Raw genomic sequence first — 24,828 nt, 5'->3', positions numbered from 1 at the left:
AGAGCAACCTCGCACGGATTCGGAAGGCCGCGGGCGCCGCGCTTCCGTCGTTCGGCGCGCTTCTCCTCTTCCTCTTGGCAAGACACGCGGTTCTCGGAGGGGCGGGGGGGCGCGGTCCCCTCGCGCCCGGGGACTTCCTCGCCCACGCCGCAAGCATCCTCCCCGCCTTCCAACGGATGACTTACTATCCGTACCCGCTGTTCGAACGCGTGCTCCCGACGCCTGTCGCGCGCGTTTCGCTTCTTCTCCTCTTCGTCGTCCTCTCGCTCGTTCTCCTCCGCCGACCCCGCGCGCGGGCCGCCGCGATTCTCGCTTGGGTCTGGCTCCTTCTCGGATGGGGGGTTCACGGCTTCTCGCAGGCCCTCTTCCCTTGGTACGTCCTTCACACCGCCGCTCCCTTCGCGCTTCTCTTTGGATGGTTTATAGATGAAGCGGTATGCGGGGTTCGGGGGATGGGACGGGCGGCAGTCAAGATTCCCGCCGCGGCGGCAGGCATCCTCCTCCTTTCGCTTCTCGCGGCGCAGATTCGGAACGCGCCCCCCTTCGAACGCCGCCCCGAGTGGAGCGAGGCAAACGCGAAGACGCTCCGCTTCCTCGCGGCGCTCGAAAAGAAGATCCGGAACGCACCGGAGGGGAGCATCATCGAGGCGGCGGACCTTCCCTTCCTCTTCCCGATCCGTCCGGGTTCCCCGATCGCGTACGTCGCCCCTCTTACCGACTACTCGGTCCAGGCGTGGGCCGAGCTCGTGTTCCCCGAAAGAAGAATCCGCGCCGCGTACCCCGATCCGCCGCCGACCCCTCCCGCGCCGGACGAGGTGCTCGTCGTCGTCCGTCCGGCGCGATGAGAAGGCTCCGCGCCGCCGCGCTCGCCGCCGGGCTCTTGTGGATCGCCCTACCGGCCAAGTCTCCGCTCAACCCTTACGACGAGGGGCTCGCCCTCGTCGGGGGCATGCGCGTCCTTCACGGAGAGGTTCCCTTCCGCGACTTCTGGACGATCTACCCGCCCGGCCAGGCGTATGCGATCGCTGCGGTCTTCCGAGCGGCCGGCGAGACGGTCCTGGCCGCCCGCGTGTACGACACGATCCTCCGCGGTCTTCTCGCGCTCCTCCTTTACCTTCTCGCCGCCCGCATGCTCCGATCCCGGGATCTCGCTCTTCTCCCCTACGGAACGGCCGCGCTCCTCCTTGCTTCGGCATTCAACTATGGATACCCGGTCTTTCCCGCGCTCCTCTTCGGCTTCGCCGCGATCGAGGTCGGCTCAAGAGGCGCCGGGGGAGGCTCCGCGCGCTGGCCGATCGGCGCCGGCTTCCTCGCGGGGATCGCCGCGCTCTTCCGAATCGACATCGGCGCGTATGCCGGCTGCGCGCTCCTCGCGACCTTGGCGCTCCGCCGACTCGGAGGGGGAGGGGAGGGCGCGCGTTTCGGAGGGCGAGGGCCGGGGTTTCTCGCCGAGGCGGGAAAGGCCGTCGGGGCGGCTCTTCTCGCGACGGTTCCCCTCTACGCATGGCTCGGGTCGAAGGCCGGTTTCGATCGACTCGCGGAGAACTTGCTCCTCTTCCCCCTCACGACCTTTCGCGAAGTGCGGCACCTCCCCCTCCCCCCTCTCGTGGAATCCTTCGATTCGATCGCGGCCGTCTTCGACGCTCGATCCCCGCGGATGCCGGCCGCGTCGCTTCGCTTCTACCTTCCGATCGCGGCCATCGGGCTCTCCGCGATCCTCGTCGCGCGAAGCATCGCGAGGTCGCTTCGCGACCGAACGCCCCTCGCGTCCGAAGATCGCGCCTGCGCGGCCCTCGCGGTTTTCGGGCTCGGTCTCCTCCTGCAGGCGGAGAGCCGTTACGACGCGATCCATGTTCTCCCGGTATCGCTCGTGGCGGTCCTTCTCCTCGCCGGCCTCCTCCGGCGGCTTCCCTGGAGGCGGCCGTGGGCGGCCGTGCTCGGCGCTGCGCTCGTCGGCGTGTCCGCGATCCCTTACCTCCTTCTCCCCGGCGCGCTCCTCGTCCGTGAGGTCCGCGAGCGCTCCCCGCTCGGGTGCTTTTCCGAGCTTTCCCGCGCGGGTTGCGTCCCCACGCTCGCCGGACAAGAGGCGCTTGTTCGGACCCTCGACCGCCTCGACCCGACGCGCGGACCGCTCCTCGTCCTCCTTCCGCGCCACGACCGCGTGTTCGCCATCGACGCCAGCATCTACTTCCTTGCCGGACGCCCGGTCGCGACCCGATACCACGAGCTTCATCCGGGGGTCGCGACGACGAACCGAGTGCAAGAGGAGATCGTCCGCGAGCTGATCGACCGGGATCTCGAGCGGATCGTTCTCCTTCAATGGGGAAACCCTGGGGAGCCGAACGCGAGCCGCCTCTCCAGCGGCGTCGATCTCCTGGATCGAACGGTGCGCGCCCGATACGTCCCCGAGCGCACGGTGGGGATGTACGAGATCTGGCGCCGGCGCGATGGAGCGCGCGCCGGAGGGGAAGCGCCCTTTGGACGAGGGTCGTAGGACCGCCTCTTCTGCGATCGGGATCGGTTCACGGGCGATCGGGAAGTGGGCCGTGATGGAATCGAACCATCAACCTACTGATTAAGAGTCAGTTGCTCTACCAATTGAGCTAACGGCCCGGATCGAAGCGCGAAAAAAAAGAGGCGCGAGCCAAGAGGAAACGTACACCCGGCCTTGCCCCCTGTCAACGGAAAACCCCCTGTCTCATCGGGGTCTGAGACGTCCCGCCTCGGCGCGGAGCGAGTCCGCCTCGGCCCCCCTCCCCTCCGCCTCGCGCACATCGGCGAGATGACCGAGAGCCTCGGCCTTCGACAGGGTCTCATCCCACGCGTACAGGGGGATCGCCTCCTCGAACGCGCGGGACGCCTCCGCGAGCCTTCCTTGCCGGAGAAGGACGAGCCCGAGGCTGTCGAGGAAGAATCGCTTCCGCCCGGGATCCAACACGATCGCGTCCCGGATCAGCCTCTCCGCGCGGTCGAGATGGATCCCCTGGAGAGCATAGAGATAGCCGAGCGCGTTCTTCGCGAGAGGAACGCCGTCGTTCCGGCGGATCATCTCCTCGAAGGCACGGGTCGCCTCTTCCGTCCTCCCCTTCTCGAGGAACGCGTAGCCCCGAAGATAGTGGTAGTGCCATGTCCGGTCCTCGTCGATGCCGAAGAGCGCGCTCCGCGAGACGAGGAGCGCGGCGACGACGAAAAGAAGAGACCCCGCCGCGCGCGCCGGACGCTTTCGGAGGCCTTCCGCGAGCGACGCGAGACCGGCCGACGCGCCGATCGCAAGAAGCGGAAGAAGCGGAAGCCGGAAGCGCCCGACGACGAAGAACGCGGCGATCGCGAGGCCGAGGATGAGCCCGTAGAGGAGAAGGAGCCGTCCGCCCCGCGTCCTTCGGAGAGCAACGAAACCGGGGATCGCGAGCGCGAAGAGGAGCCCGAAGCGGATCGGCGTGAGCCGGAGGGGAAGGCTCTCCTCCTCGACCGCGGCGAAGTCGATGTTGTCCGAGATGTCCCGGTCGTTGATTAGGACATAACCCTTTCGGATCAAAAGCATCGAGGCGCTTCCCGGGCTTGAGATCATCCACTCAAGACCGCGCCCGAACCAATAGCCCGAGACCTCGCTGGGCCGGAGCGGCCTTCCTTCCGCCCTCTCGGCGATCTCCACGGCCACTCGTCTCGCCTCGATCGGCTCGTTCGGAAGATCCGGGGCGCGCGCGGACCAGCCGTCCGCGCCGGCATGATTCCCCACGTAGAAGTTGACCCCGCCGTTCGAGGAGATGAGCACGAGGTCCCCCCCGCGAAGGTTGTGAAAGAACGCCGGGGAGACCGCGAGAGCCGCTCCCGCGGCGACGAGCCCGAACGCGCGGAGATCTCGCCGGTAGTGGACGAGAAGCGCCGGTAGAAGAACGAGAACCGCAGGCCACCCGAGAGCGGAGAGCCCGATGAGAACGCCGGCGGCCGCGAAGAGAGAGCGGCGGCGCTTCTCCTCCGCAACGAGGATGAGAAGCAGGGCGCACGTGTTGAGAAGAAGAACCGTCGACGCCGGGAGAAGCTCGCCCGCGTAGAAAACGGCCGGCGCGTAAAGGGCGACGAGGACGCCCGCGAGCCGCGCGCGGCCCCGGCCGACGATCCGGTCCGCGAGGAGCATCGTGAGCGGAGCGGCGAGGGCGGAGAGAACGAGCAGCGCCATGCGGGCCGCGGGCGCGCTCTCGCCTAAGACCCGAACGCATGCCGCGAGAAGAGCGGCGAGGAGCGGGGGACGATAGAGGACCGGGTCCCACGCGGCGCCGGAAGCGAGGTTGAGCGCGTCGCGCCAGTAGAGCGCCTCGTCGACGAGCGGAATGTCGAAGACCGGCTCGCCGCGAATCGCCAGCCCGTGCGCGAGACGGACGGCGAGCGCGAAAAGAAAGAGAAGAGCCGCCTCGACGAATCTCCTTCCGCGCATCGTGATCATGATACTCGATCCTCTTTTCTGGATGGTACCGAATCCCCGGCCCGGTGTAGAGTCATGCGGAAACGGGCCGTCGATCCGGCCGCGGGCTTCCCGCGCGCCCGCGGGCCGGCGCAAGAATCTTCGAAAGCGTGGTCGAGCGATGGAACGATTCGTCAGCCTCTTCGGCGTCGGGGTTCTCCTCGGGATCGCCTTTCTTCTCTCCAGCGACCGCCGCAGGGTCCGCCCTCGAATCATCCTGTACGGTCTCGCGCTCCAGTGGGTCTTCGCCCTTCTCATCCTGAGAACAGGGCCGGGGCGCATGGTGTTCGAGGGGGCCCGCGCCGGCATCGCCAAGGTCCTCGGCTTCACGGACCACGGGGCGTCGTTCCTCTTCGGGAACCTCTATCGCGGTCTGGACGACGTGGTCGCGGGAATCGGCGGCCCGGGCCCGTACGGTCTCGTCGATCTCGCGACGGGAGAGGCGGCGCCGATCGGCGTCGTCTTCGCATTTCACGTGCTCACCACGATCATCTTCTTCGCATCCCTCATGGGCGTCCTCTACCATCTCGGCGTCATGCAGCGCGTGGTGGGCGCCTTCGCCTGGGTGATGCGAAAGACGCTCCAGACGAGCGGCGCCGAGACCCTCTCGTGCGCGTCGAACATCTTTCTCGGGCAGACCGAGGCCCCTCTCGTCGTCCGGCCCTACGTCGCGCAGATGACCCGCTCGGAGCTGATGACCGTGATGACCGGCGGGTTCGCGACGATCGCGGGGGGCGTTCTCGCGGCGTACGTGCGCTTCGGCATCGACGCGGGCCATCTCGTCGCGGCGAGCGTCATGTCCGCGCCCGCCGCGGTCGTGATGGCGAAGATCATCCTTCCCGAGACGGAACAACCCGCCACCGCGGGCGACGTCAAGATCCCGTGGGAACGGAAGACCGCCAACGTGATCGACGCGGCGGCGAGCGGCGCCGCCGACGGCCTTCGGCTCGCGCTGAACGTCGGGGCGATGCTCCTGGCGTTCATCGCGCTCGTGGCGATGATCGATTTCTTCCTCGGGTTCATCCACACGAGCCTCCGCGAGATCCTCGGCACGATCTTCTCGCCGATCGCCTGGGCGATGGGCGTGCCCGCGAAGGACATGCTCGCGGTCGGGAACCTTCTCGGGACGAAGATCGCGATCAACGAGTTCGTCGGCTATGTCGAGCTCGGTCTCGCGAAGGAGACCCTCTCCGAGCGCTCGACGATCATCGCGACGTACGCCCTCTGCGGCTTCGCGAACCTCGGATCGATCGCGATCCAGATCGGAGGCATCAGCGGGATCGCTCCGGAGCGCCGCGGGGATCTCGCGAGGCTCGGCCTTCGGGCGATGGCCGCGGGCGCGCTCGCCTCGTGGATGACCGCCTGCATCGCGGGGACCCTCCTCTCATGAGACGCGCGCGCGCGGCGGCGCTTCTTCCGGCTCTCTGGCTCCTCGCGCTCCCGATTCCCGGGCTCGGCGCGCCCGCGCTCGTCTTCGATCCCGTCTCGGTCGATCTCGGCCTCCTCGAGGGGGACATCGTCGTCCCCTTCTCCCTCGCGCTCCGAAACGACGGCGACGCCCCCCTCGCGATCCACGAGGTCAACCCGACCTGCGGATGCACCGTCGTCTTTCTTCCGGACAGCCTGATCCTGCCCGGCGAGTCGGTCCCGATAACGGGGACTTTCTCGTCGCGAAAGCTGGAAGGGGAGATTCGCAAAGCGGTGATACTCGAAACGAACGATCCGGAGAGACCGCGCGCGGTCTTCTTGGTTCGCGCGTATGTCGAGCGCGCGCTCATGCTCTCGGACGACGCGTTCGACTTCGGCGTGTTCCCTCCGAACGTGTCGAAGGAGGCGAAGATTCTCTTTCGCCCGAAGGAGGGGATCGAGCTCGCGATCCTCGGGGTGGGCGCGCCGGAGGAACGGTTTCGGTTCTGGGTCGTCGACGGAGAGCGCGCGGGCGATCTCGTCTTGCACCTCACGCTCCTCCCGCAGCCGGAGGGAACGGTTCTCGAAGATACGATTCATGTACAAACGAACGTGAAGAAGTGCGAATCGATCCGGCTCCCCGTTCGCGGCCGCGCGAGGGCGAAGGAGCCATGAGGGACCCGGCGATGCCGGAGACGAACGGCGACGCGAGAGAGAGGATCCGCCTCACCAAGCTCGCCTCCGCGGCGGGCTGAGCGGCGAAGCACTCGCGGGCGTACCTCCAGGAGGTGCTTCGCGGGTTGCCCGGTCCGGAGGACCGGAACGTGCTCGTGAGCGGGGCGACGTCGGACGACGCGGGGGTGGTGTTGCTCCGTCCCGATCTCGCGCTCGTCCTCACGACCGACTTCTTCACGCCGATGGTGGACGATCCGTTCGACTTCGGGCGGATCGCCGCGGCGAACGCCCTCTCGGACGTGTACGCAATGGGGGCGACGCCCTTCTCCGCGCTCAACATCACCGGCTTTCCGCCGAAAGGGATCCCGCCCGCGGTGCTCACGGAGATCCTCCGCGGCGGGCACGCGGTTGCGCGAGAAGCCGGGATCGAGATCGTGGGAGGCCACACGGTGAAGACGAGCGAGCCGCTCTACGGGCTCTCCGTCGTGGGCACGGTGCACCCCGATCGGATCGTCTCGAACGCCGGCGCGCGGCCGGGCGATCGGCTCGTGCTCACGAAGCCGATCGGGAACGCGCTCGTCTCGACCGCGTTCAAGGCGGACGCCGATCGCTTCGGCGCGATCGCGGTCGCGATTCGCTGGATGGCGACGCTGAACCGCGCCGCCTCGGAGGCGATGCGCGCGGCCGGCGCGCGCGCGGCGACCGACGTCACCGGCTTCGGGCTCATCGGCCACCTCGCGAACCTCGTCGAGGCGAGCGACGCCGGCGCAACGATCGAGGCCAAGCGCGTTCCGCTCCTTCCGGGAGCGCTCGAGTACGCGCGCGAGGGCTTCGTGTGCGGGGGGAGCGCGGCGAATCGGAAGGACACCGAGGGGATCGTCGAGTGGAACGCGGGAGTCGAGGAGGCGATGCGGATCGTCTTCACCGACGCGCAAACCTCGGGCGGTCTCCTCATCGCGATCCCGCCCGACAAGGAGCAAGCTCTCCTCCGCGACCTCGCCGCGCGCGGCGTTTCGGAAGCCGCGAGCATCGGAGAGATCGTCGAGAAACACGATCCGCGAATCTCGGTGATCTGAACTCTTCCCGGGAGATGCGGTCTTCGCGATCCCCCTTCCCCACATCTTCGGTGCCGTACTTCGGTGCCGGTCGACCCAACTCGGGGAACACCGTCGCCCGGCACGGGAAACGGACTCCGCGGTCGCGGACGAAGTTCCAGAGCGACACCTCGCTGCGTGAGCGACGGGAATGCCCCTCCCTGAGCGCAAGGCGGCCCACCTTCCGGATCCCGCGTAACTTTCGCGTAACAGGCTTGGGGCATAGTTTTTCGTGAAGCTCGGGCGGGCCGGGCGGCTCGATCCGAGGACCAAGAGCGGGGGCGCGCGGCGGAAGAGACCCTCACGGAGCGGGGAAGCGCGACTCCGCAGAAGCAGAAACGAGCGGGACGCGCGGGGCAACGTCTCGCAGAAAGCTCTCGGGGCCCCGAATCGTGAACCCCCGTCGTCCGGGCGGCGACCCGGGGTGAACCGACAGACAGGAGGAGAACCGATGAAGAGGAGATGCTCAGCCAACCGTGCCGTACTGCGCAGCGGGGGAGCTGCGCTGCTCGCAGTCCTGTTTCTTGCGGGCGCCACTGCCGGAGAGGTCCTGGTGGTCTACGAAACGAGCTTCGATGCGCTTGCGCTGGGTCACACGCTTCCCCACCCCGGCGACCCGGGCCAGGACGGTTGGTTCCAGACGCTCGCCGTCGGCGATGCATTTGGGGAGATCCAAGAAGCAGTCGCGGTTGCGGGCCGGGCACTACACGAGTACGCCCCGGCCACGAACCCTTGCTGCGTGCAAACGATAGACCGGCGGGACCTGGTGCCGCCAGACCTCTCTTTGAGACCGGTGATCACTCTCTCCGGAGATTTCTTCTGCCGAACGAGCGATCTCGCTGCGGTAAACCCTTACTCAGCAGCAATCACGGTCTCCGGCGGTCCGCACCCGGGCTACCACATCATCGACCTCACACTCGGATCCGGGAACGGGATGGCCAAGGGCGACGTGGGTGTGTTTGTGAGCATTGGATGCTTCAATGGGGTGGACAACAACGAACCGATCCCGTTGACCGTTGGGCAAGAGCTCGCGTGGGACACGTGGCACCATTTCCAGCTGGCGATTGACCATGCGCGCGACACATACCTCTACTTGGAAGTCGATGGAGAGAGGCAGCAGCTCTTTGGCTATGCGCCCCCCCGCTCGTTTTGGGAGGGAGAGTGGCGTCGCGGCCAGCTCATTGAGGCCGTGAGTGCCGAGGTCATCGCCTCCCAGTGGGACCCCCCGAACGTCAGCGACGACGACGTGTACTGGGACAACCTGAAGCTAACGGTGGTCGAGCCCCGCTTCCAGCGGCAGGCGGTTCAGCTCGGCCCCGAGGGCATCTCGACACCCAACGATCTCGGCCTCATCGGGTCCGACCCGATCGCTCTTCTGCCGAGCTTCCCGAATCCCGCGAGAGGAACGACGACGCTCCGATTCCTGCTCCCGCGCGATGCGCAGGCTTCGCTCCGCGTGTTCGATGTTTCGGGACGTAGGGTCCGGACGCTTGTCGAGAACGAGTCGAGAAGCGGAATGAACGAGAGCCTCTGGGACGGACGCGACGACCGAGGAGTCGAGCTTCCTTCAGGTGTCTACTTCCTTCGCCTCGAAGCGGGAAGCGATTCGCGCTCGGAGAGAATCCTCCTCGTGAGGTGAGATGGACCGGAACGGGAGTTCCGGGGACACCAAGGTATGCACTGTCCGATGCGGGGCGGGGATCCGGCGCCGGTTTCGAGAGAGACAAGCCCCGAGGAAGCGCGGCCCGTCCCGCAAGATCTCGCGCGGATCAGCCCTCGCGGTTCCCGAAGAGGGTCGGCGCCGGACGGCTCGGAGCGGCGGGGGCGTTCTGGGGCATGCGGACGCGAAACACGCTCCCCTTCCCCTCTTCGCTCTCCACCTCGATCGTCCCTCCTTGCGCGAGGACGAGGTGCTTCACGATCGCGAGCCCGAGGCCGGTCCCTCCGAGCTCCCGCGATCGTGCCTTGTCGATCCGATAGAAGCGCTCGAAGATGCGCGCATGGTACTTCGGATGAATGCCGACCCCGTTGTCCTCCACCTCGACGACGGCTCGCGCTCCGTCGGGCCGCACGCGAACCCGCACGCGTCCTCCAGCCGGCGTGTACTTGACGGCGTTGTCGAGGAGGTTGTCGACGACTTGGCGCATCGCGTCGGCATCCACGTAGGCGAACACCGGTTCCGCCGGAAGATCGGTCTCCATCACGAGACCTTTCGTCTCTCCGAGCGCGCGGAGGTTCCGCATCGAGCGCCTTGCCGTGTCGCGGAGATCGATCCGCTCGATCTCCGGCGCCCACTCTCTCGACTCGACGCGCGAGACCGTGAGGAGGTCGGTGACGAGGGAGGAGAGCCGCATCGACTGGTCGTGAACTCGCCGGAGGAAGTCGAGCTTCCGGTCGGGGGGCATCTCCGCGTCGTCGATAAGCGTCTCGACGAGCCCGCGGATCGCCGTGACCGGTGTCTTCAGCTCGTGGGAGACGTTCGCCACGAAGTCGCGCCTCACCGCCTCGAGACGGCGGAGCTCGGTCATGTCGTTGAAGACGAGCACAGCCCCCGCGAGGCGCTCGTCGCTGTCCCGAAGAGGGGATGCGCGCATCTCGATCTTCCGCTTCCCGGCGGCGGTTTGAAGCTTTGTTTCCAGCGTGATCTCCCTCTCCTCGCGGATCGCGCGCGCGAGCGTCTCCCGCACTTCGCGCACCCCGGTCACGTCCGCGATCTTGTTGCCGATCGCCCGCTCCCACTCCACATCGAGGATTCGGGCCGCGGCGAGGTTGAGGTGGAGGACCTTCTCCTCCCGGTCGATCGCGACAACCCCCTCGACCATGCTCGAGAGAATCGCGAAGAGCTTGTTCCGATCGAGGGCGATCGTCTCCACGCGCGAGCGGAGCTGTTCGATCATCGTGTTGAACGCGCGGCCGAGCGTCCCGATCTCGTCCCCCGAGCGGATCTCGAATTCGTGCGCGTAGTCTCCTCCCGCGACCGCGATTGCCGCGCGGGTCATCTCGCGGAGCGGCCCCGTCACGCGCCGGGCGAACAAGAAGCCGAGGAGGAGCGCCGCGAACGAGGAGAGCCCCGCGATCGCGGCGATGACGTTCCGGATGTGGGCGAGCCGGCGCGAAACGTCGACGAGCGGGAAAGCGGCGCGGACGTACCCCACGATCTCCTCCCCTTCCTCGCGAACGGAGATCGCGACGTACATCATCTCTCTTCGCACGGTCTCGCTGTAGCGCGTGCTCGATCCGATGCCCGATTCCCGCGCGGAGAGGATCTCCGCTCGCGACCCGTGGTCGTCCATCCGCCCGGGATCCGCCTCTGAGTCGGCGAGAACCGTTCCGTCCGCCCCGATCACCGTGAGGCGGCTCTCCGTTTCCCTCCCCATCTCGCGCACCTCTTCGGGAAGGCGCGAGAGATCACCGTCCGCGAGCGCCTGTCGATACACGCGGGCGAGGAAGAGCCCCTGGGTTCGGAGATCGTGCTCCATGTCTTGGAGCGATTGCCCGACGATGTTGCGCGAAACGAAGAAGCCGATGAGAGAGGCGGTGAGGAGAATGAGCGCCACGTAGCCGGCGTAGAGCCGCCAAACAAAGCGGGAGCGGATCATCCCCGGCTAGCCCTTCCGATCCGCGAAACGGTAGCCGACTCCCCGAACGGTCTGGATGAGATCGCGGTGCTTGCCGAGCTTCTTGCGAATCGAGTTGACGTGCACGTCGACGCTCCGATCGACAACGATCGTGTCCGGGCCGACCGCGTGGCCGAGCAGCTCCTGGCGCTCGAAAACCTCGCCCGGGCGGGCGGCGAGCGCTCGAAGGAGGCGAAACTCGGTCGGCGTGAGATCGATCTTCTTCCCGTCCACCCGCATCTCGTGCCGCCGCTGATCGATCAACAGTCCCCGAACCGCGAGGCGTTCCCCCTTGAGATCCGCCCCTCTCTCCACGGCGCGCCGGAGAACCGCCCGCACGCGCGCAACGACTTCTTTTGGGCTAAAGGGTTTCTTCACGTAGTCATCGGCCCCGAGGCCGAGCCCGAGAACGACGTCGCTCTCGTCCCCTTTCGCCGTCACCATGATGATCGGGGTCGCGCGGGTCGCCCGGTCCGCCTTGAGCCGGCGGCAGATCTCGACCCCGTCGATGCCGGGAAGCATGAGGTCGAGCAGAACGAGAGAAGGGCCTTCCTGGCGCGCCTTGCGGAGCCCCTCCTCGCCGTCCTTCGCGGAGAGGACATGGTACCCCTCCCGCGTGAGGTTGTAGGTAAGGACCTCGACGATATCCGGCTCGTCCTCAATGACGAGGATTCGCGGAGCTCCCATTCGCGCTTCCCTCCCGATGCAAACCGTCCGCGCGGGCGCCGATCGTCGCCCCCTCGGGACCGGCCGCTCCCCAGGATCTCCCGCCCGATCATACTCCCCCGTCTGTTAGGATTGGGTGAAGTTTTCGCGGCGGATCGGCGAACCCCGCGGGGGGAAGACGCCGAATGGTTGAACGCTCGCGGGGAACGACTCGTCGGATCGTTCGATGCCGCTCGCCTGCCGGGCGACGCTCTCCGTGATTCGGAAGGGGGATGTGCGCGCCTTGATCCACGGAACGCCGCGTCCGGGAGCCATTCGCCCGCCTCTCTCCGTTCTTCTCGCTCTCTCTCTTCTCGCGGGCCCGGGGCGCGCGCGCGCGGAAGAGCCGCGGGTCGCGCATGCCTCGAGAATCAAGCGCGGGGCGGTCCGCGTCGACGGGATGCTGGACGAGCCGGCGTGGGGCGAAGCGGAACCGGTTTCCGGTTTCGTCCAGAAGACCCCGAACGAAGGGGAGCCCTCGACGAGGAGGACGGAGGTCGCGTTCCTCTTCGACGACGAAGCCCTCTACGTCGGCGCGCGGATGGAGATCGGCGGCGGCGAGATCCGCTCGATCGTGAGCCGGCGCGACAACTCAGGGAACGCCGAGCGCCTCATCGTCTGCCTCGACACCTATCACGACCGCCGCACCTCGGCGAGCTTCGCCGTGACCGCATCCGGCGTGCGGATCGACTACTTCCATCCGGGAGACGCCGAGCACGATCGGGACTACTCGTTCGATCCGGTCTGGGAGGCGCGCGCGTCGAGGAGCGAGGAGGGCTGGACGGCGGAAATGCGGATTCCCTTCTCCCAGCTTCGCTTCACGGAGCGCGGGGAGCCGGTCTTCGGGCTCAACATGAACCGATGGATGCCGGACCGGAACGAGGACGCTTATTGGGTGTGCATCCCGAAGAACGAGACCGGATGGGCGTCCCGTTTCGGAGAGCTCCGCGGGATTCGTGGGATCCGGCCGTCGCGGCGCATCGAGCTTCTCCCGTACGCCGCCGCCGACGCGCGCTTCGCCGGAGCGATCGACCCGGACGATCCTTTTACTATGAAGCAGTCCTTCCGCGGGCGCGCGGGGACCGATCTCAAGATGGGGCTCGGCCCGAACCTCACGCTTGATGGGACAATCAATCCGGACTTCGGGCAGATCGAGGCGGATCCGGCGGAGGTGAACCTCAGCGCGTACGAAACCTACTTCGAGGAACGAAGGCCGTTCTTCGTCGAGGGGAACCGGCTCCTCGCCGGCGACGGAGCGGCGTGGTTCTACTCGAGGCGGATCGGCGCGCGCCCGCGCGGCGAGCCGGACGCGGACTGGATCGATTCGCCGGAGAACACGACGATCCTGGGGGCGATGAAAGCGACCGGGCGGCTCGCGGGAGGACTTTCGATCGGAGCGCTCGCCGCGGTCACCGACGAGGAGCGCGCGCGGACCGCCTCGAGCACGAACGGGGCGCGGGAGGAGGTTCTCGTCGAGCCGCTCGCCGGCTACGGGGTCCTCAGGCTCCAGCAGGAGTTCGGCGAGAGCCGATCGACCGCGGGGGTGATCCTCACCGGCGTCGAGCGGAAGATCGCCGAGGGAGAGGATCTCCGGAACGACCTCGCGCGCCGCGCCGTGGCGGGCGGCGCCGACTGGAAGCTCACGACGCGCGACAAGGAATACGCGCTCACGGGATACGCCGGCTTCAGTTTCGTCGAGGGCGATTCGGGGGCGATCGCGAGGGTGCAGCGGTCGAGCGCGCATTACTTCCAGCGCCCCGATGCCTCGCACGTGACGCTCGACTCCTCGCGGACGTCCCTCTCCGGGAACACGTTCTCGCTCTCTGCCTCGCGCGTCTCCGGCGAGCATTGGCTGTGGGAGGCCGGCGTCAACGGGGAATCGCCGGGATTCGAAACCAACGACGCAGGGCGTCTGCAATCCGCCGACGACATCGGGGGAGGAGGGAACCTCAAGTATCGGGAGACGAAGCCGGGACGGATCTTTCGCGAGTATTCCATCAACCTCGGAACCTATCAGGAGTGGAACTACGGCGGGGTTCGGACGCACCGGAGCGCGGATCTCTCCTTCAACTGCACGTGGAACAACCACTGGAGCGGCTGGTGCGGGATCTGGGGGACGCCGAGGAACCTGAGCGACGACCTTACGCGCGGCGGCCCTCTCATGCAGAGGTTCCGCGGATGGTCGTCGTGGATCGGCGCCTCGAACAGCTGGGCTTCCGACGCGCGCTGGCTCGTCGAGTCGGAAATCCAGGGGAACGAGGCGGGGGCGAAGATCGGGGTCTTCCGCGGAAGCCTCTCGACGAGAACCGGAGGGAGATGGGAGCTTTCAGTCGAACCGAGGTACATCTACTCGCGCATCGCGCGCCAGTACATCGGCTCGTGGGACGGAGGGCCCGAAGAGACCTACGGAAGGCGCTACGTCTTCTCCTGGATCGAGCAGGGGACCCTCTCCGCCCGATTCCGCGTGAACTGCGCGGCGACCCCGGATCTCACGCTCGAGGTTTACGCCGAGCCCTTCGCCTCGAGCGGACGCCACTTCGACCACGGGGAGCTCCGCCGGCCGCGCGATCGATCGATCCTCACGTACGGCAAGGAGGGCGGCTCGACCCTTGTCGTGAACGACGATGGATCGCGAACGGTCGCGGTCGACGGCGCGACCTTTACGATCGATAACCAGGACTTCAACGTTCTGTCCTTCCGGAGCAACGTCGTCCTCCGCTGGGAATGGCGAAAGGGGAGCACGCTCTTTCTCGTCTGGCAGCAGAACCGCGAGTCGAGAACGGCGAGCGGGGCGCTCGTCGGGGGGCGCGATCTTTGGGAGAGCTTCGGCGCGGGGGGGGAAAACCTCTTCGTTCTCAAGATGAGCTACTGGTTCCCTCTCGGATGAGCCGCGCGTAGGTTCCAAGCTACGTCCGCGCGTCCCCGACGACCTTCCCGTCTTGGAGCTGCACGATCCGACGGGTTCTCTTCGCGATCGATTCGTCGTGTGTGATGAGAAGGACGGTCCGCCCCCCCTCCAAAGCTCCTCGAAGAGATGAACGATGTCCCGGCCCGATCCGGAATCGAGGTTCCGAGTCGGCTCGTCCGCGAGGATGATGTCCGGATCGCAGGCGAGCGCGCGTGCGATCGCGACCCGCTGCATCTGGCCTCGCGAGAGCTCGGTCGGCCTGTGCTTCATCCGGTCGATGAGCGCCACCTGCTCGAAGAGCCTCTCGACCCGCTCCCTCCGCTCCCTCGTTCCCGTCCCCCGGAAGAGGAGCGGCATCTCGACGTTCTCGTAAGCCGTGATCTGCGGGAGAAGGTTGAAGTTTTGAAAGACGAACCCTACATGACGGTTCCGGGTCTCGGCGAGGCGATCGGGCGAGAAGCGGGCGACTTCCTCGCCGCGGAGAAGATACGAGCCCTCGGTCGGCGTGTCGAGGCAGCCGAGGATGTTCATGAGCGTCGACTTCCCGGAGCCGGAGGGACCGACGATCGCGACGAACTCGTTTCCTCGGACCGCGAGATCGATTCCGCAGAGCGCCTCGACGTCGAGCGCTCCCGTCCGATAGACTTTACGGATCCCCATAAGCTCGATGAGGGATCCGTTCGTTCCTGCCGCGCCTCCGTTCGCGTTCTTCTTTGCGAGCATCCTCTGGTCTCCTCTACTCGTGCCGCAGGGCTTCCGCCGGCTGCACGCGCGCCGCGCGGCGAGAGGGGAAGTAGCCGGCGAGAAGACCGGTCATTCCGAGAATGAGCACCGTCACCCCGGCGATGGGGAGTGAGAAGGTCGGCGTACCGATAAACTCCATCGCCTGGCTTTCCACATGCCCTTGCACGAAGCCGAGCCCCTGCACGATCCCCCAGCCGGCCGCGATCCCGGCCGCGCCCCCTACGCACGTGATGGCGACCGCCTCGAGAACGATCGGGCCCATCACGTCGGCGCGAAACGCCCCGAGCGCCATCTGGACGCCGATCGCCTGCGTCCTTTGTTTCACCGCCGCGTACATGATGTTCGCCACCCCGATCCCGCCGATAAGAAGGGTGAGACCGCCGATGATCCCGAGAAAGACCTCGATGCCGAACATCACCTTGAGAAACGTCCGCGCGTTCTCGATCGTGTCCCATACGTAGACCGCGCGCGAGTCCTCGGGATCGAACCGGTACTTCGCCCCGAGGACTTCGTTGATCCGCCGCTTCACGTGTTCCGCGCGGCTGGGGTCGCGCGGCTTGACCACCATGTCGTCGAGATACGGATCCCCGAAGAGCGCCTGAAAGGTGCTCAACGGGATGGCGGCGTGGTCTTCGTCCGGACCTCCGTACATCCCCATCTGCCTCTTCTCGCGCATGACGCCGACGACGAGAAAGGGGACGTTGTTCAGGTAGACATAGCGCCCGACGGCGCTCTCCGCGCCGAAGAGGTCGGTCCTCAGCTCGTCCCCGAGGAAGATGCAGCGGCGGCGGCGCTGCCGGTCCAGATCGTTCGTGAAGCGGCCGTCCGCCTCGGGAATCAGGTTCCGCATCTCGCCGAAGGCGGGCTCCACGCCGGTGAGCTGGGGGACGATCACGTTCCGCCCCGCGCGGAAGCGGACGCTGGAGGTGCTGAACTCGGCGGAGATGGACGAGATCTCGGGGATCTCCGCCGCGAGGAGGTCCATGTCCTCCTCGGTCACGCGGATCTGCCTCCCCCGCGGGAGCCCCTGCCACGGCTTGCTCGTCCGCATCGGCCAGCCGATCACGATGTTCTCGCCGAGCCCCCGGATCTCCTTGAGCACGTTCGCGCGGAGCCCCTCGCCGAACGCGAGGAGAAGAGCGACGGAGACCGTCCCCCAGACGATCCCGAAGAGGGTGAGGGTGAGACGGAGCTTCTGAGCCCGCACGTCGCGCAGGAACTGCCGGAAGAACGCCGTTCGCATCGCCGACTACTCGATCTCTTTCGGCGGCCTCTGCCAGACCTCGTCCCCTTCCTCGAGCCCCGAGAGCACCTCGACTTGGAGGCCGTCCGAGAGACCCACCTCGATCGCGCGCCTCTCCGGCTCCACGCCGGACCTCGGGGGCGGGAGCTCGACGAACGCTTTCTCCCCCTCGAACGAGACGACCCGCTCCGGAAGGAGAAGCACATCCACCTTCTCGCGGATCACGACATCCGCGTTCGCCGAGTAACCGGCCCGAAGAAGGGCGCCGCCGGCCTCCTCGATCGACGCCTCGACGGAGAAAAGGGTCGTCCCCTGCTCCTCTCTCGCCTTCGGAGCGATCCGGACGACCTTCCCCTCGATCTCCGCGTTCGGCAGAGCCCCCACGCGGATGCGCACCGGGAGTCCGGGCTCGAGCTTGCCGACATCGATCTCGTCGACCGTCCATTTGAAGACTAAATCATTCATGTCGGCAATGGTGAGAAGAGCCGTCCCCTCCTGGAAAGAGGTGAGAGGGACGACCGGCTCGCCCGGATCGACGAGTCTCTCGAGAACGGTCCCCGAGGCCGGGGCGCGGATGACCGAATCGACCGCCCGGCTCCCCCGGATCTTCCCCTCTTTGATCAAGGCGAGCCGTTCGACCGCGAGATCCCTCTCCACCGAGACCCCCTCGAGCTGCTTGCGCGCGGCGTCGTATTCTTCCTGGGAGATGAGACCGTCCTCGAGGAGGGAGGCACGGCGGTCGTGCTCCAACCGCGAGCGGTCGCAGGCGATCTCGGCGAGCTGCACGTTCCGCTCCGCCTCGGTCCGCTCGAGCGGGGTCGGGTTGGGGGCGATTTCGAACAGCCGTTCGCCCTCCCGCACCTCGTCCCCCACCTCGACGTAGCAGGCGCGCACGATTCCCGAGATCTGCGACTTCACCTGCACCTCCTCGCGCGGCACGATTCGGCCGGTCGCGAGCGCCTTGTCGACGATCGCGCCCCTTTCCACCCGCACGCGCGTTCCCCCTTCGCTTTTCCCGTTCGCGCCGCGCGTCCCATCGACGACTCCGGCCGCGATCAGAAGGAGCGCGGCCCCCGCGAGAATGACCTTCTTCATTGTTCGCTTCTCCGGCGGAAGAACCGGGCCCCGGCGCGGGTTCGGGAAGGCCCTCCCCGCGGGAACAGGGGAAGGACTTCGCGCGCCGCCGACCGTTGCGCCCTCTCGGTAAGACCCCGCTTCCGAGGATTCTGTTCAGCTCAAACCCGCGCCTCGCGCCTCGTATACGGCTCTCTACGCAGCCTCCCCCCTCCTGTTTCCGAGAAGAACCAGCCTAGATCCGGAAGAGCCGACCGGTGTTTTCTCGGCCGGGACGCGGGGCAAGGGGGTGCCGGCTCAGACAGTCCTCGCGCACCGGGCCCACGGCGTGTGGCCAGGTCGGCAGGGCCCGGTGCGCTGCGGAACTCGCCGGTTCACCCCCTCGCCCCGCGCCCCGGCGGCCGCGCGAGGAGCACACTTCTGACGGATTGACGTTAGAGTCCTGTACCACGCAAAGGCTCCGTGTACCTAGTGCAGCTTCGCTCTCGATGATTCTGAGTCGACGAAAGCGGAATCCTGCCGATAAGTTGAAGAAGAGCGTGCGTGGAAGTCCTCGCGTGCGAGCGACCGGAAAGGAGCGGATCCGATGGAACGAGAGAGACCCGTACCTCAGCGAGGGATGATCGATCTCGGGGAGCGCCGGCGCGAAGGAAGCTGTGAAGAACCCTTCGCGGCGCCCGAAGCGAACCCTCCGACGGTCTCGAGCGGCGAACGGCCGATCGGCTGGGGGTTCGGAGCCTCGTGGGGGCGTGAGAGGGAAAGCAGCCGCTGCCTCAGTCTCCGGCGCGCCTGCGCGTGGGGAGGGGGGTTCGGGATGTCGCGCGATCTCGCGCCCGATCGAAAGACGCCCTACGATGCGGACTCGGCCCGCCGAGAGAACCCGCGCGGAGAATGATTGGGGTGAGCGACGGGGATCGAACCCGCGACAACCAGATCCACAGTCTGGGGCTCTACCAGCTGAGCTACGCCCACCGCCGTCCGGCAATCACCCATCTATTGTAGGCGCAAGACTTCCTGGCCGCAAGGAACGAAGCGCGCCCGGCAGGATTCGAACCTGCGACCTACGGATTAGAAGTCCGTTGCTCTGTCCTACTGAGCTACGGGCGCGGAAACCTCATGAGCGCCGCCGAGCGCGAAGGGCAAGTCGGGGCGAGAGGATTCGAACCTCCGACACCCTGCTCCCAAAGCAGGTGCGCTACCGGACTGCGCCACGCCCCGCCGTACTCCGCCTTCTTTCCCCTGCGGGATTCAAGGGACCCCGCGATCCGCTCGTTTGTTTCGTAAGAGAGCGGCGCGCGAAACCGGCCCGCGGAGTTCCCCCTTAGGATAACGCCTCAGCGATGCGCGCCTCAAGCATCCCCCGGATCGCCCGCATCGCCGCCGCCCGGTGGCTCACGCGGTTCTTCTCCTCGATCGGAAGCTCCGCGAACGTCTTTGCCGTGGGCGGGTGGAAGAAGACCGGGTCGTATCCGAACCCGCCGTCTCCCCGCGGCGCCCGAAGAATCCTCCCCTCGCACCTCCCCTCGGCTCGAAGGACGATCCCCCCCGCGTTCGCGACCACCGCCCAGCAAACGAACGATGCCCCTCTCTTCTCGTCCGGAAGATCGGCCATGCGCTCGAGGAGCTTGCGCCAATTGTCTTCGTACGTGACCTTCTCCCCCGCGTAACGGGAAGAGCGGACGCCGGGTTCGCCGCCGAGCGCGGGCACGACGAGGCCTGTGTCGTCGGCGAGCGCGAGAAGCCCCGTCCCCCGCGCCGCAGAGAGCGCCTTCTTCGCCGCGTTCTCCTCGAAGGTTTCCCCGTCCTCCTCCACGTCCGGAAGATCCGGGAACTCGTCCATCGTTCGGACACGGAGCGGGAGACCGTCGAGAATCCGCTCGATCTCGCGCACCTTGTCCCGGTTTCTCGTCGCGAGAAGAAGCTCGCTCATCTCTCCTTTTCCCCCTCAAGCGCCTTCTTCTGAAGCGCCGTCAGGCGCTCGATCCCTGCGCGGCCGAGCCGGAGCATCGCATCGAGCGACGATTCGTCGAAGGGAGATCCCTCCGCCGCCCCTTGGACCTCGACGTAGCGGCCCCCTCCGGTCATCACAAGGTTCATGTCGACCTCGGCCCGGACGTCTTCCTCGTAGTCGAGGTCGAGAAGCACATCGCCCCCGACCACGCCGACGCTCACCGCCGCGACCGAATCGAGAAGGGGCGACTCGGCCAACACTCCTTGACGGATCAAAAAATGGACCGCGTCGACGAACGCGACGTACGCTCCCGTGATCGCGGCGGTTCTCGTTCCTCCGTCCGCTTGCACGACGTCGCAGTCGACGAGGACCGTGCGCGGCCCGAGCTTGCGGAGGTCCGTGACCGCGCGAAGCGACCGGCCGACGAGACGCTGGATCTCGAATGTCCGCCCCTGCAATCCCCTCGATCCCACCTCGCGCCGGATCCGAACCGCCGAGGAGCGGGGGATCATCCCGTACTCCGCGGTGACCCACCCTCCGCCCGAATCCCGGCGGAACGGCGGGACCTTCTCCTCGACGGTCGCGGAGCAGATCACGCGCGTCTGACCGGTCTCGATCATCACGCTCCCCTCGGCGTGGCGAAGATACCCGCGCCGGATGTTCGTCTTCCGGATCTCGTCCGGTCTCCTTCCGTCCGCCCGTCCGATCATTCTCGACAGACTCCCTCCAGCTGTTCGGTTTCCACCCTCTCCACCCTCTCGACCGGCGCGCCGAGGAACAGCTCCGCCTCCTCGCGGAAGCGGTGCGGCACGTCGGTGACGAGGAATCGATGGGACGGCGCGCCCTTCGGCGCGCGCGCCTGCGGCGGCAGCGCTTCGCGAAGCGCGCAGGCGGTCTCCCGGGCCGCGTCCACGATGACGACGCCTTCCCCGGCCACCTTCCCGATCACGCCCCTAAGCACCGGGAAGTGGGTGCAACCGAGAATCAGCGTGTCGATGGATCGCCGGAGAAGAGGATCGAGATACTGGCGAACCACCTGCTCGGTCACCGGGTGATCCACCCATCCTTCCTCCACGAGGGGGACGAGGAGCGGACACGCCTCGGAGACGACGCGGAGCGCCGGATCGATCGCCCGGAGCGCGCGCTCGTAAGCGCCGCTCGCCACCGTCCCGCGCGTTCCGATCACGCCGATCACGCCCGAGCGGGTCTCGCGGGCAGCCGCTCGCGCCCCCGGGGCGATCACCCCGAGGACCGGCACGGGCGATTCCCTCTCGAGGACGGGAAGCGCCGCCGAGGAAGCGGTGTTGCACGCGACCACGACACAACGCACGTCCCTCGCGAGAAGAAACCGCGTGATCTGGCGCGAGAAGCGGGTCACGGTCTCCGCGGACTTCGGTCCGTAGGGAAGACGCGCGGTGTCCCCGAAGAAGAGGACCGGCTCCTCGGGAAGGACGCGGAAGATCTCGCGCACCACGGTGAGCCCGCCGATCCCCGAATCGAACACGCCGATCGGCCGCATGCTCACCTCCAATCGCTCGCGGCGAACGGATGCGAGGCGTCCACGTGGCCGGCGAGCGTCTCGACGCCGCCGCCGTCGACCAGGAACCCGACGCGGACCACCTCGGGGAACGAATCGGTGAGGGTGCGGACGATGCTTCGTATCGCAAGGATTTCGCTCGAGGTCCCCCACGATCCCTCCGCGAGGCTCGCCCCGTCGAAGTCGACGTAGAGATCCCCGAGATCGTCGAAGAAGACGCCTCGAACGCGGGTTCCCGCCGGAAGGGTCGCGAAGGTCCCCTCGGTCTCGGGGGACCTGGCGAGCTCCAGCACGAGGCGAACCGCGAACTCCTCCCGCCCGTGTCCCTGAAGAAAGATCGCGCGCCGCACGGGGACGAGGGTCTCCCCGTCGGCCCCGGCATAGTAGAGAACGGCCGACCTCGAGACGCTCGCAGGCTCGTCGGGCGCGCGGCTCTCGCCCGTTTCCCGGCGTCCGTCTCCCCTCCCCTTCGCCCAGAAGACGACGACGAGAGCGACGAGAAGGATCGAGAGGAACAGCAGGAGAGCGTTCCTCCTTCCCTTTCCGCCCCTCACCGCGGATTCCGATTTCCCGCTCATGATTCTCCCCGCAAGAAGCGCGCGATCGCTCGCGCGAGCGACGCCGCCAGGCGGGCCCTCTCCTCGTCGCTCGCGAGAAGGGCTCCTTCCTCGAGATGCGTGGCGAACCCGACCTCGACCAACACCGCCGGCATGTCGACCCCGACCAGGACCGCGACCGGCGCCTCGCGCGCGCGCGCCGAATCGATTCCGCCCGCGCCGCGCAGCTCCTCCTCGATCCCGCGCGCGGCCTCACGGCTCCGCGCCCCGTGAAGCTGCTGAACCGCCTCCCACGGAACGAGGCGAATCTCCTCCGTGAGCGCCCCCCCGAGAGGCGTCTCGCCGTAGAGAGAGGCGGCCTCGGCGATCGCCTTTCGGATCCTCTCCTCGCCGCTTCGCGCGAGCGCGTGCACGTACGTTTCGGGACCCGACCGCCGCTCCGCGAGGGAACCGTTCACGTGAAGGCTGACGAAGAGATCCCCGCGCGCGCGGTTCGCCGACTCCGCGCGCGATCGAATGCTGAGGTCGATGTCCTCCTCGCGCGTGAGCACGACGCGCATCCCGCCGATCCCCTCGAGCGCCCGGCGAAGGCGAAGAGCGAGGTCGAGCGCGAGGGTCTTCTCGGGAAGACCGCCCGGAAGCAGGCCGCCCGCGTCCGATCCTCCGTGGCCCGGATCGACGACGACCACGCTCTCTCCGCTCGTTCTCTCCCCCTTCGGCCGCGTGAGGACCTCGACCGCCGCGGAGACCGCGTCTCCCAAATCCCCGATCGGGGCGGCGGAGAGGCGGATTCGGACCCCTTCCGGCCGCACCCGCCGCTCGACGCGATGCTCGAGGCACGCGGCTCCCGGTAGCACGCGAAGAAAGACCGAATCGGCGCGCACCTCCCACACCCATCCGGCGATCAGGCTCTCATCCCCCGGCGGCGGGAGCGAGTCGTCCGCGATCTCGAGAGAAGGGAAACGGATCACGATCGTCCCAATCCCCCCCCTCTCCTCCTCGAAGTCCGGCCTTCCTGCGGTCAGGATCGTCGCATCGGCACGCCCCGGGTGCTCCTCGAGACGCACGCCGAGAATCCGCCTTCCGACCGACCCGATGTGGAGAACGCCGCTCGCGCTTTCCCATCGGGCAGGGAACGGAGCGAGCCCGGCGAGGAGATCCCCGACGAGCTCGAGGGGGAGAAGGAAATCTCCGTCGCGAAAGAGTACCGGCGAGAGCAGGCGGACAACCGCGCCGTCCACGACGATGTTCGGGTTCTCCGCCGTGACCTTCACGCGATGATCCCCGAGGCGGATCGTCATCTTGAGGAGATCCGTCCTCCGGTCGAGGGACGCGCCGAGAAGGAGGGAGACGTCGGAGGCGCGGAGATAGCTTCCCTCCTCTCGCGTCTCGAGAACCAGATCGCTCGTCCTTCCGTCCGCGTGCCGCACGACGAGATTCTCCGCGGCCGCGGCGGATGCGAAGAGCAGGATCATGAGGAAGATCGCCCGGCTAACGATGGCGGGCCTCCTTCCTCGCCCGGTCCATCTCGCGGGCCGCGTCCCGCTCGGCGATCGCGGCCCGTTTGTCGTACGCTCTCTTCCCCACGGCGACGGCGATCTCCACCTTCGCCCAGCTCCCGCGGAAGTAGATGCGAAGGGGAACGAGCGTGGCCCCCTTCGCCTCGACGCTCCTCGTCAGCTTCCGGATCTCCGACTCCGAGAGCAGCAGCTTCCGCCTGCGCGTCGGTTCATGGTTGAAGCGTCCGGCCTGCTCGTAAGTCCGAATGTTCGCGCCGACGAGAAAGATCTCTCCGTTCTCGATCCGGGCGTAGCTCTCCTGCAGGCTCGCGTGCCCCGCGCGCAGGGACTTCACCTCGGAACCGGTGAGCACGAGCCCGGCCTCGATGGTTTCGAGAATCCGGTACTCGTGACGCGCCTTCCGGTTGGTGCAGATTGTGCGGATTTCCATGAGGTTCGCCCGAAGAAAAGGGAGGCCCGGTGCCCGCTCGGGGTGAACGCGCGGCCGTCTCGCCCGGGCGACGAAGATACATGCGCCGTCCAGGCCGGGCCGCGCCTTGCAATGGTACGCGTCGCCGCGCGGGCATGACAAGGGAAAAGGCGGCCGGGTTTTCGCTTGCCTCGCCGCCGCGGGAGCGCCTAGACTTCAAAGGAAGAGCCGAAGTGGCGGAACTGGTAGACGCGCATGATTCAGGGTCATGTGGGCGAACGCCTGTGGGGGTTCGAATCCCCCCTTCGGCACCACGTTCTCCCTCCGCTCCCCGGAGAAGCCTCCGATCCTCCGTTGTGCTAGATTCAAGAAAGAAGGCGAACCGGACGGCGCCGCCAGGCATGTCCGGCCGTTTCAGCGAGGAGGCAGCATGAGCGAGGAGAAGATCCGACGACGCCCGTACGGCGCACCGCATCCGGACGGCTTCCCGGACGGCGAGGAGGACCCGGTCGCCTATTGCCCTCGGGAGAAGAAGAAGAAGACCCCGGGCGAGCACCGCGCGTGCGAGCACCACAGGAAAGATGAGGTCGCGCCGGACGAGGCATCCGAGGCGGCTCCCTGCGATTTCGAGGAGACGGAAGAAGACCCGAAGGCCTGATCCTTCGGGAGGAGCTTCGATCGGCGCGCCTGACGGGGCGCTTCCTCCGGGACACGCGCCCGCCCGCCGGACGAGAAGACGAAACGGCGGGTCCCCAAAGATGAACCGGGTGCCTCGCCCGCAAATCCCCCCGTTTGTCGCTTGCCTAGGCGAAACATGGTCCCGGCCCATCTTCGGGAACCCGCCGCCCGGCCCGCCTCCGGAGCTGTCCCACCGGGGGAGGTCGGATCCGCAGTGCTTCCCGAAGCGCCTTCGTTTCTTCCCTAAGCT

At 67.4% G+C, this 24,828-nt stretch carries 20 protein-coding genes, 5 tRNA genes and 1 pseudogene; 10 read left to right on the top strand and 16 right to left on the bottom strand.

The window, feature by feature from the left end:
- Together FJY73_01900 and FJY73_01895 are read left to right on the top strand one after the other, a co-directional pair.
- Nucleotides 1–845, top strand: an 845-nt coding sequence (locus tag FJY73_01900; GenBank protein ID MBM3319413.1) for a hypothetical protein, incomplete at its 5' end; no start/stop codon positions are given.
- A complete protein-coding gene (locus tag FJY73_01895) occupies nucleotides 842–2,494 on the top strand; it encodes a hypothetical protein (protein MBM3319412.1) in 1,653 nt (550 codons plus the stop codon). The genes FJY73_01900 and FJY73_01895, both read left to right, overlap by 4 nt.
- A gap of 46 nt (nucleotides 2,495–2,540) precedes the next feature.
- Here FJY73_01895 and FJY73_01890 read toward each other — a convergent pair.
- Together FJY73_01890 and FJY73_01885 are read right to left on the bottom strand one after the other, a co-directional pair.
- Nucleotides 2,541–2,613, bottom strand: a tRNA-Lys gene (locus FJY73_01890).
- An 85-nt stretch (nucleotides 2,614–2,698) separates the two neighbouring features.
- Nucleotides 2,699–4,441, bottom strand: coding sequence for a glycosyltransferase family 39 protein (locus FJY73_01885; GenBank protein MBM3319411.1), 1,743 nt, complete (start codon nucleotides 4,439–4,441; stop codon nucleotides 2,699–2,701).
- 139 nt (nucleotides 4,442–4,580) lie between these two features.
- On the opposite strand from FJY73_01885, the gene FJY73_01880 reads away from it, so the two are divergent.
- The 4 genes from FJY73_01880 to FJY73_01865 all read left to right on the top strand — a co-directional run bounded on the left by FJY73_01880 (nucleotide 4,581) and on the right by FJY73_01865 (nucleotide 9,274).
- Nucleotides 4,581–5,849 carry a NupC/NupG family nucleoside CNT transporter gene (locus FJY73_01880; protein ID MBM3319410.1) on the top strand — a complete coding sequence of 423 codons (1,269 nt, stop codon included), beginning with the start codon at nucleotides 4,581–4,583 and terminating at the stop codon, nucleotides 5,847–5,849.
- Nucleotides 5,846–6,541 carry a DUF1573 domain-containing protein gene (locus FJY73_01875; protein ID MBM3319409.1) on the top strand — a complete coding sequence of 232 codons (696 nt, stop codon included), beginning with the start codon at nucleotides 5,846–5,848 and terminating at the stop codon, nucleotides 6,539–6,541. The genes FJY73_01880 and FJY73_01875 overlap by 4 nt, the downstream gene beginning before the upstream one ends.
- An 11-nt stretch (nucleotides 6,542–6,552) precedes the next feature.
- Complete coding sequence (selD, locus tag FJY73_01870; protein ID MBM3319408.1) at nucleotides 6,553–7,617, top strand: selenide, water dikinase SelD; 1,065 nt, start codon at nucleotides 6,553–6,555, stop codon at nucleotides 7,615–7,617.
- 469 nt (nucleotides 7,618–8,086) lie between these two features.
- Complete coding sequence (locus tag FJY73_01865; GenBank protein MBM3319407.1) at nucleotides 8,087–9,274, top strand: T9SS type A sorting domain-containing protein; 1,188 nt, start codon at nucleotides 8,087–8,089, stop codon at nucleotides 9,272–9,274.
- Between the two features lie 130 nt (nucleotides 9,275–9,404).
- On the opposite strand, the gene FJY73_01860 is transcribed toward FJY73_01865, so the two are convergent.
- The gene (locus FJY73_01860) at nucleotides 9,405–11,234 is read right to left on the bottom strand and encodes a HAMP domain-containing protein (GenBank protein ID MBM3319406.1); all 1,830 of its coding nucleotides are present in this window, start codon (nucleotides 11,232–11,234) and stop codon (nucleotides 9,405–9,407) included.
- A 6-nt stretch (nucleotides 11,235–11,240) separates the two neighbouring features.
- Complete coding sequence (locus tag FJY73_01855; GenBank protein MBM3319405.1) at nucleotides 11,241–11,939, bottom strand: response regulator; 699 nt, start codon at nucleotides 11,937–11,939, stop codon at nucleotides 11,241–11,243.
- Between the two features lie 205 nt (nucleotides 11,940–12,144).
- On the opposite strand from FJY73_01855, the gene FJY73_01850 reads away from it, so the two are divergent.
- Nucleotides 12,145–14,844: a carbohydrate binding family 9 domain-containing protein gene (locus FJY73_01850; GenBank protein ID MBM3319404.1), complete on the top strand. Its 2,700-nt coding sequence runs from the start codon at nucleotides 12,145–12,147 to the stop codon at nucleotides 14,842–14,844.
- Between the two features lie 19 nt (nucleotides 14,845–14,863).
- Here FJY73_01850 and FJY73_01845 read toward each other — a convergent pair.
- From FJY73_01845 to FJY73_01835, 3 genes and pseudogenes are all read right to left on the bottom strand, one after another.
- Nucleotides 14,864–15,588 (bottom strand): annotated as a pseudogene (locus FJY73_01845) (ABC transporter ATP-binding protein).
- Nucleotides 15,589–15,601: 13 nt separating this feature from the next.
- Nucleotides 15,602–16,852: an ABC transporter permease gene (locus FJY73_01840; GenBank protein MBM3319403.1), complete on the bottom strand. Its 1,251-nt coding sequence runs from the start codon at nucleotides 16,850–16,852 to the stop codon at nucleotides 15,602–15,604.
- Nucleotides 16,853–16,858: 6 nt separating this feature from the next.
- Nucleotides 16,859–17,947, bottom strand: coding sequence for an efflux RND transporter periplasmic adaptor subunit (locus tag FJY73_01835; protein ID MBM3319402.1), 1,089 nt, complete (start codon nucleotides 17,945–17,947; stop codon nucleotides 16,859–16,861).
- A 565-nt stretch (nucleotides 17,948–18,512) separates the two neighbouring features.
- On the opposite strand from FJY73_01835, the gene FJY73_01830 reads away from it, so the two are divergent.
- On the top strand, nucleotides 18,513–18,821 hold the full coding sequence (locus FJY73_01830) for a hypothetical protein (protein ID MBM3319401.1): 309 nt from the start codon (nucleotides 18,513–18,515) through the stop codon (nucleotides 18,819–18,821).
- Nucleotide 18,822: 1 nt separating this feature from the next.
- On the opposite strand, the gene FJY73_01825 is transcribed toward FJY73_01830, so the two are convergent.
- The 9 genes from FJY73_01825 to smpB all read right to left on the bottom strand — a co-directional run bounded on the left by FJY73_01825 (nucleotide 18,823) and on the right by smpB (nucleotide 23,921).
- A tRNA-His gene (locus FJY73_01825) sits at nucleotides 18,823–18,898 on the bottom strand.
- Between the two features lie 61 nt (nucleotides 18,899–18,959).
- A tRNA-Arg gene (locus FJY73_01820) sits at nucleotides 18,960–19,033 on the bottom strand.
- 37 nt (nucleotides 19,034–19,070) lie between these two features.
- Nucleotides 19,071–19,144: transfer RNA gene (locus FJY73_01815), tRNA-Pro, on the bottom strand.
- A gap of 103 nt (nucleotides 19,145–19,247) precedes the next feature.
- Entirely contained in the window at nucleotides 19,248–19,856 is a 609-nt protein-coding gene (locus tag FJY73_01810) for an XTP/dITP diphosphatase (GenBank protein ID MBM3319400.1), read from the bottom strand.
- Nucleotides 19,853–20,587, bottom strand: coding sequence for a ribonuclease PH (gene rph, locus FJY73_01805; GenBank protein ID MBM3319399.1), 735 nt, complete (start codon nucleotides 20,585–20,587; stop codon nucleotides 19,853–19,855). Before rph ends, FJY73_01810 begins: the two co-directional genes overlap by 4 nt.
- Entirely contained in the window at nucleotides 20,584–21,396 is an 813-nt protein-coding gene (locus FJY73_01800; protein MBM3319398.1) for a glutamate racemase, read from the bottom strand. The genes rph and FJY73_01800 overlap by 4 nt, the downstream gene beginning before the upstream one ends.
- 2 nt (nucleotides 21,397–21,398) lie before the next feature.
- The gene (locus tag FJY73_01795) at nucleotides 21,399–21,992 is read right to left on the bottom strand and encodes a GerMN domain-containing protein (GenBank protein MBM3319397.1); all 594 of its coding nucleotides are present in this window, start codon (nucleotides 21,990–21,992) and stop codon (nucleotides 21,399–21,401) included.
- Complete coding sequence (locus tag FJY73_01790) at nucleotides 21,989–23,446, bottom strand: N-acetylmuramoyl-L-alanine amidase (GenBank protein ID MBM3319396.1); 1,458 nt, start codon at nucleotides 23,444–23,446, stop codon at nucleotides 21,989–21,991. The genes FJY73_01795 and FJY73_01790 overlap by 4 nt, the downstream gene beginning before the upstream one ends.
- Before the next feature lie 16 nt (nucleotides 23,447–23,462).
- Complete coding sequence (gene smpB, locus FJY73_01785) at nucleotides 23,463–23,921, bottom strand: SsrA-binding protein SmpB (protein MBM3319395.1); 459 nt, start codon at nucleotides 23,919–23,921, stop codon at nucleotides 23,463–23,465.
- A gap of 206 nt (nucleotides 23,922–24,127) precedes the next feature.
- Here smpB and FJY73_01780 point away from each other — a divergent pair.
- Nucleotides 24,128–24,214, top strand: a tRNA-Leu gene (locus FJY73_01780).
- A gap of 116 nt (nucleotides 24,215–24,330) precedes the next feature.
- Complete coding sequence (locus tag FJY73_01775; GenBank protein MBM3319394.1) at nucleotides 24,331–24,558, top strand: hypothetical protein; 228 nt, start codon at nucleotides 24,331–24,333, stop codon at nucleotides 24,556–24,558.
- The last annotated feature ends 270 nt before the right edge of the window (nucleotides 24,559–24,828 follow it).

This window comes from Candidatus Eisenbacteria bacterium, assembly GCA_016867715.1.
In the GTDB taxonomy this organism is placed as follows: Bacteria; Orphanbacterota; Orphanbacteria; order Orphanbacterales; family Orphanbacteraceae; genus VGIW01.
Note: the sequence above shows the minus strand (reverse complement) of the source record. Positions and strands in the feature narration are given on the sequence as shown.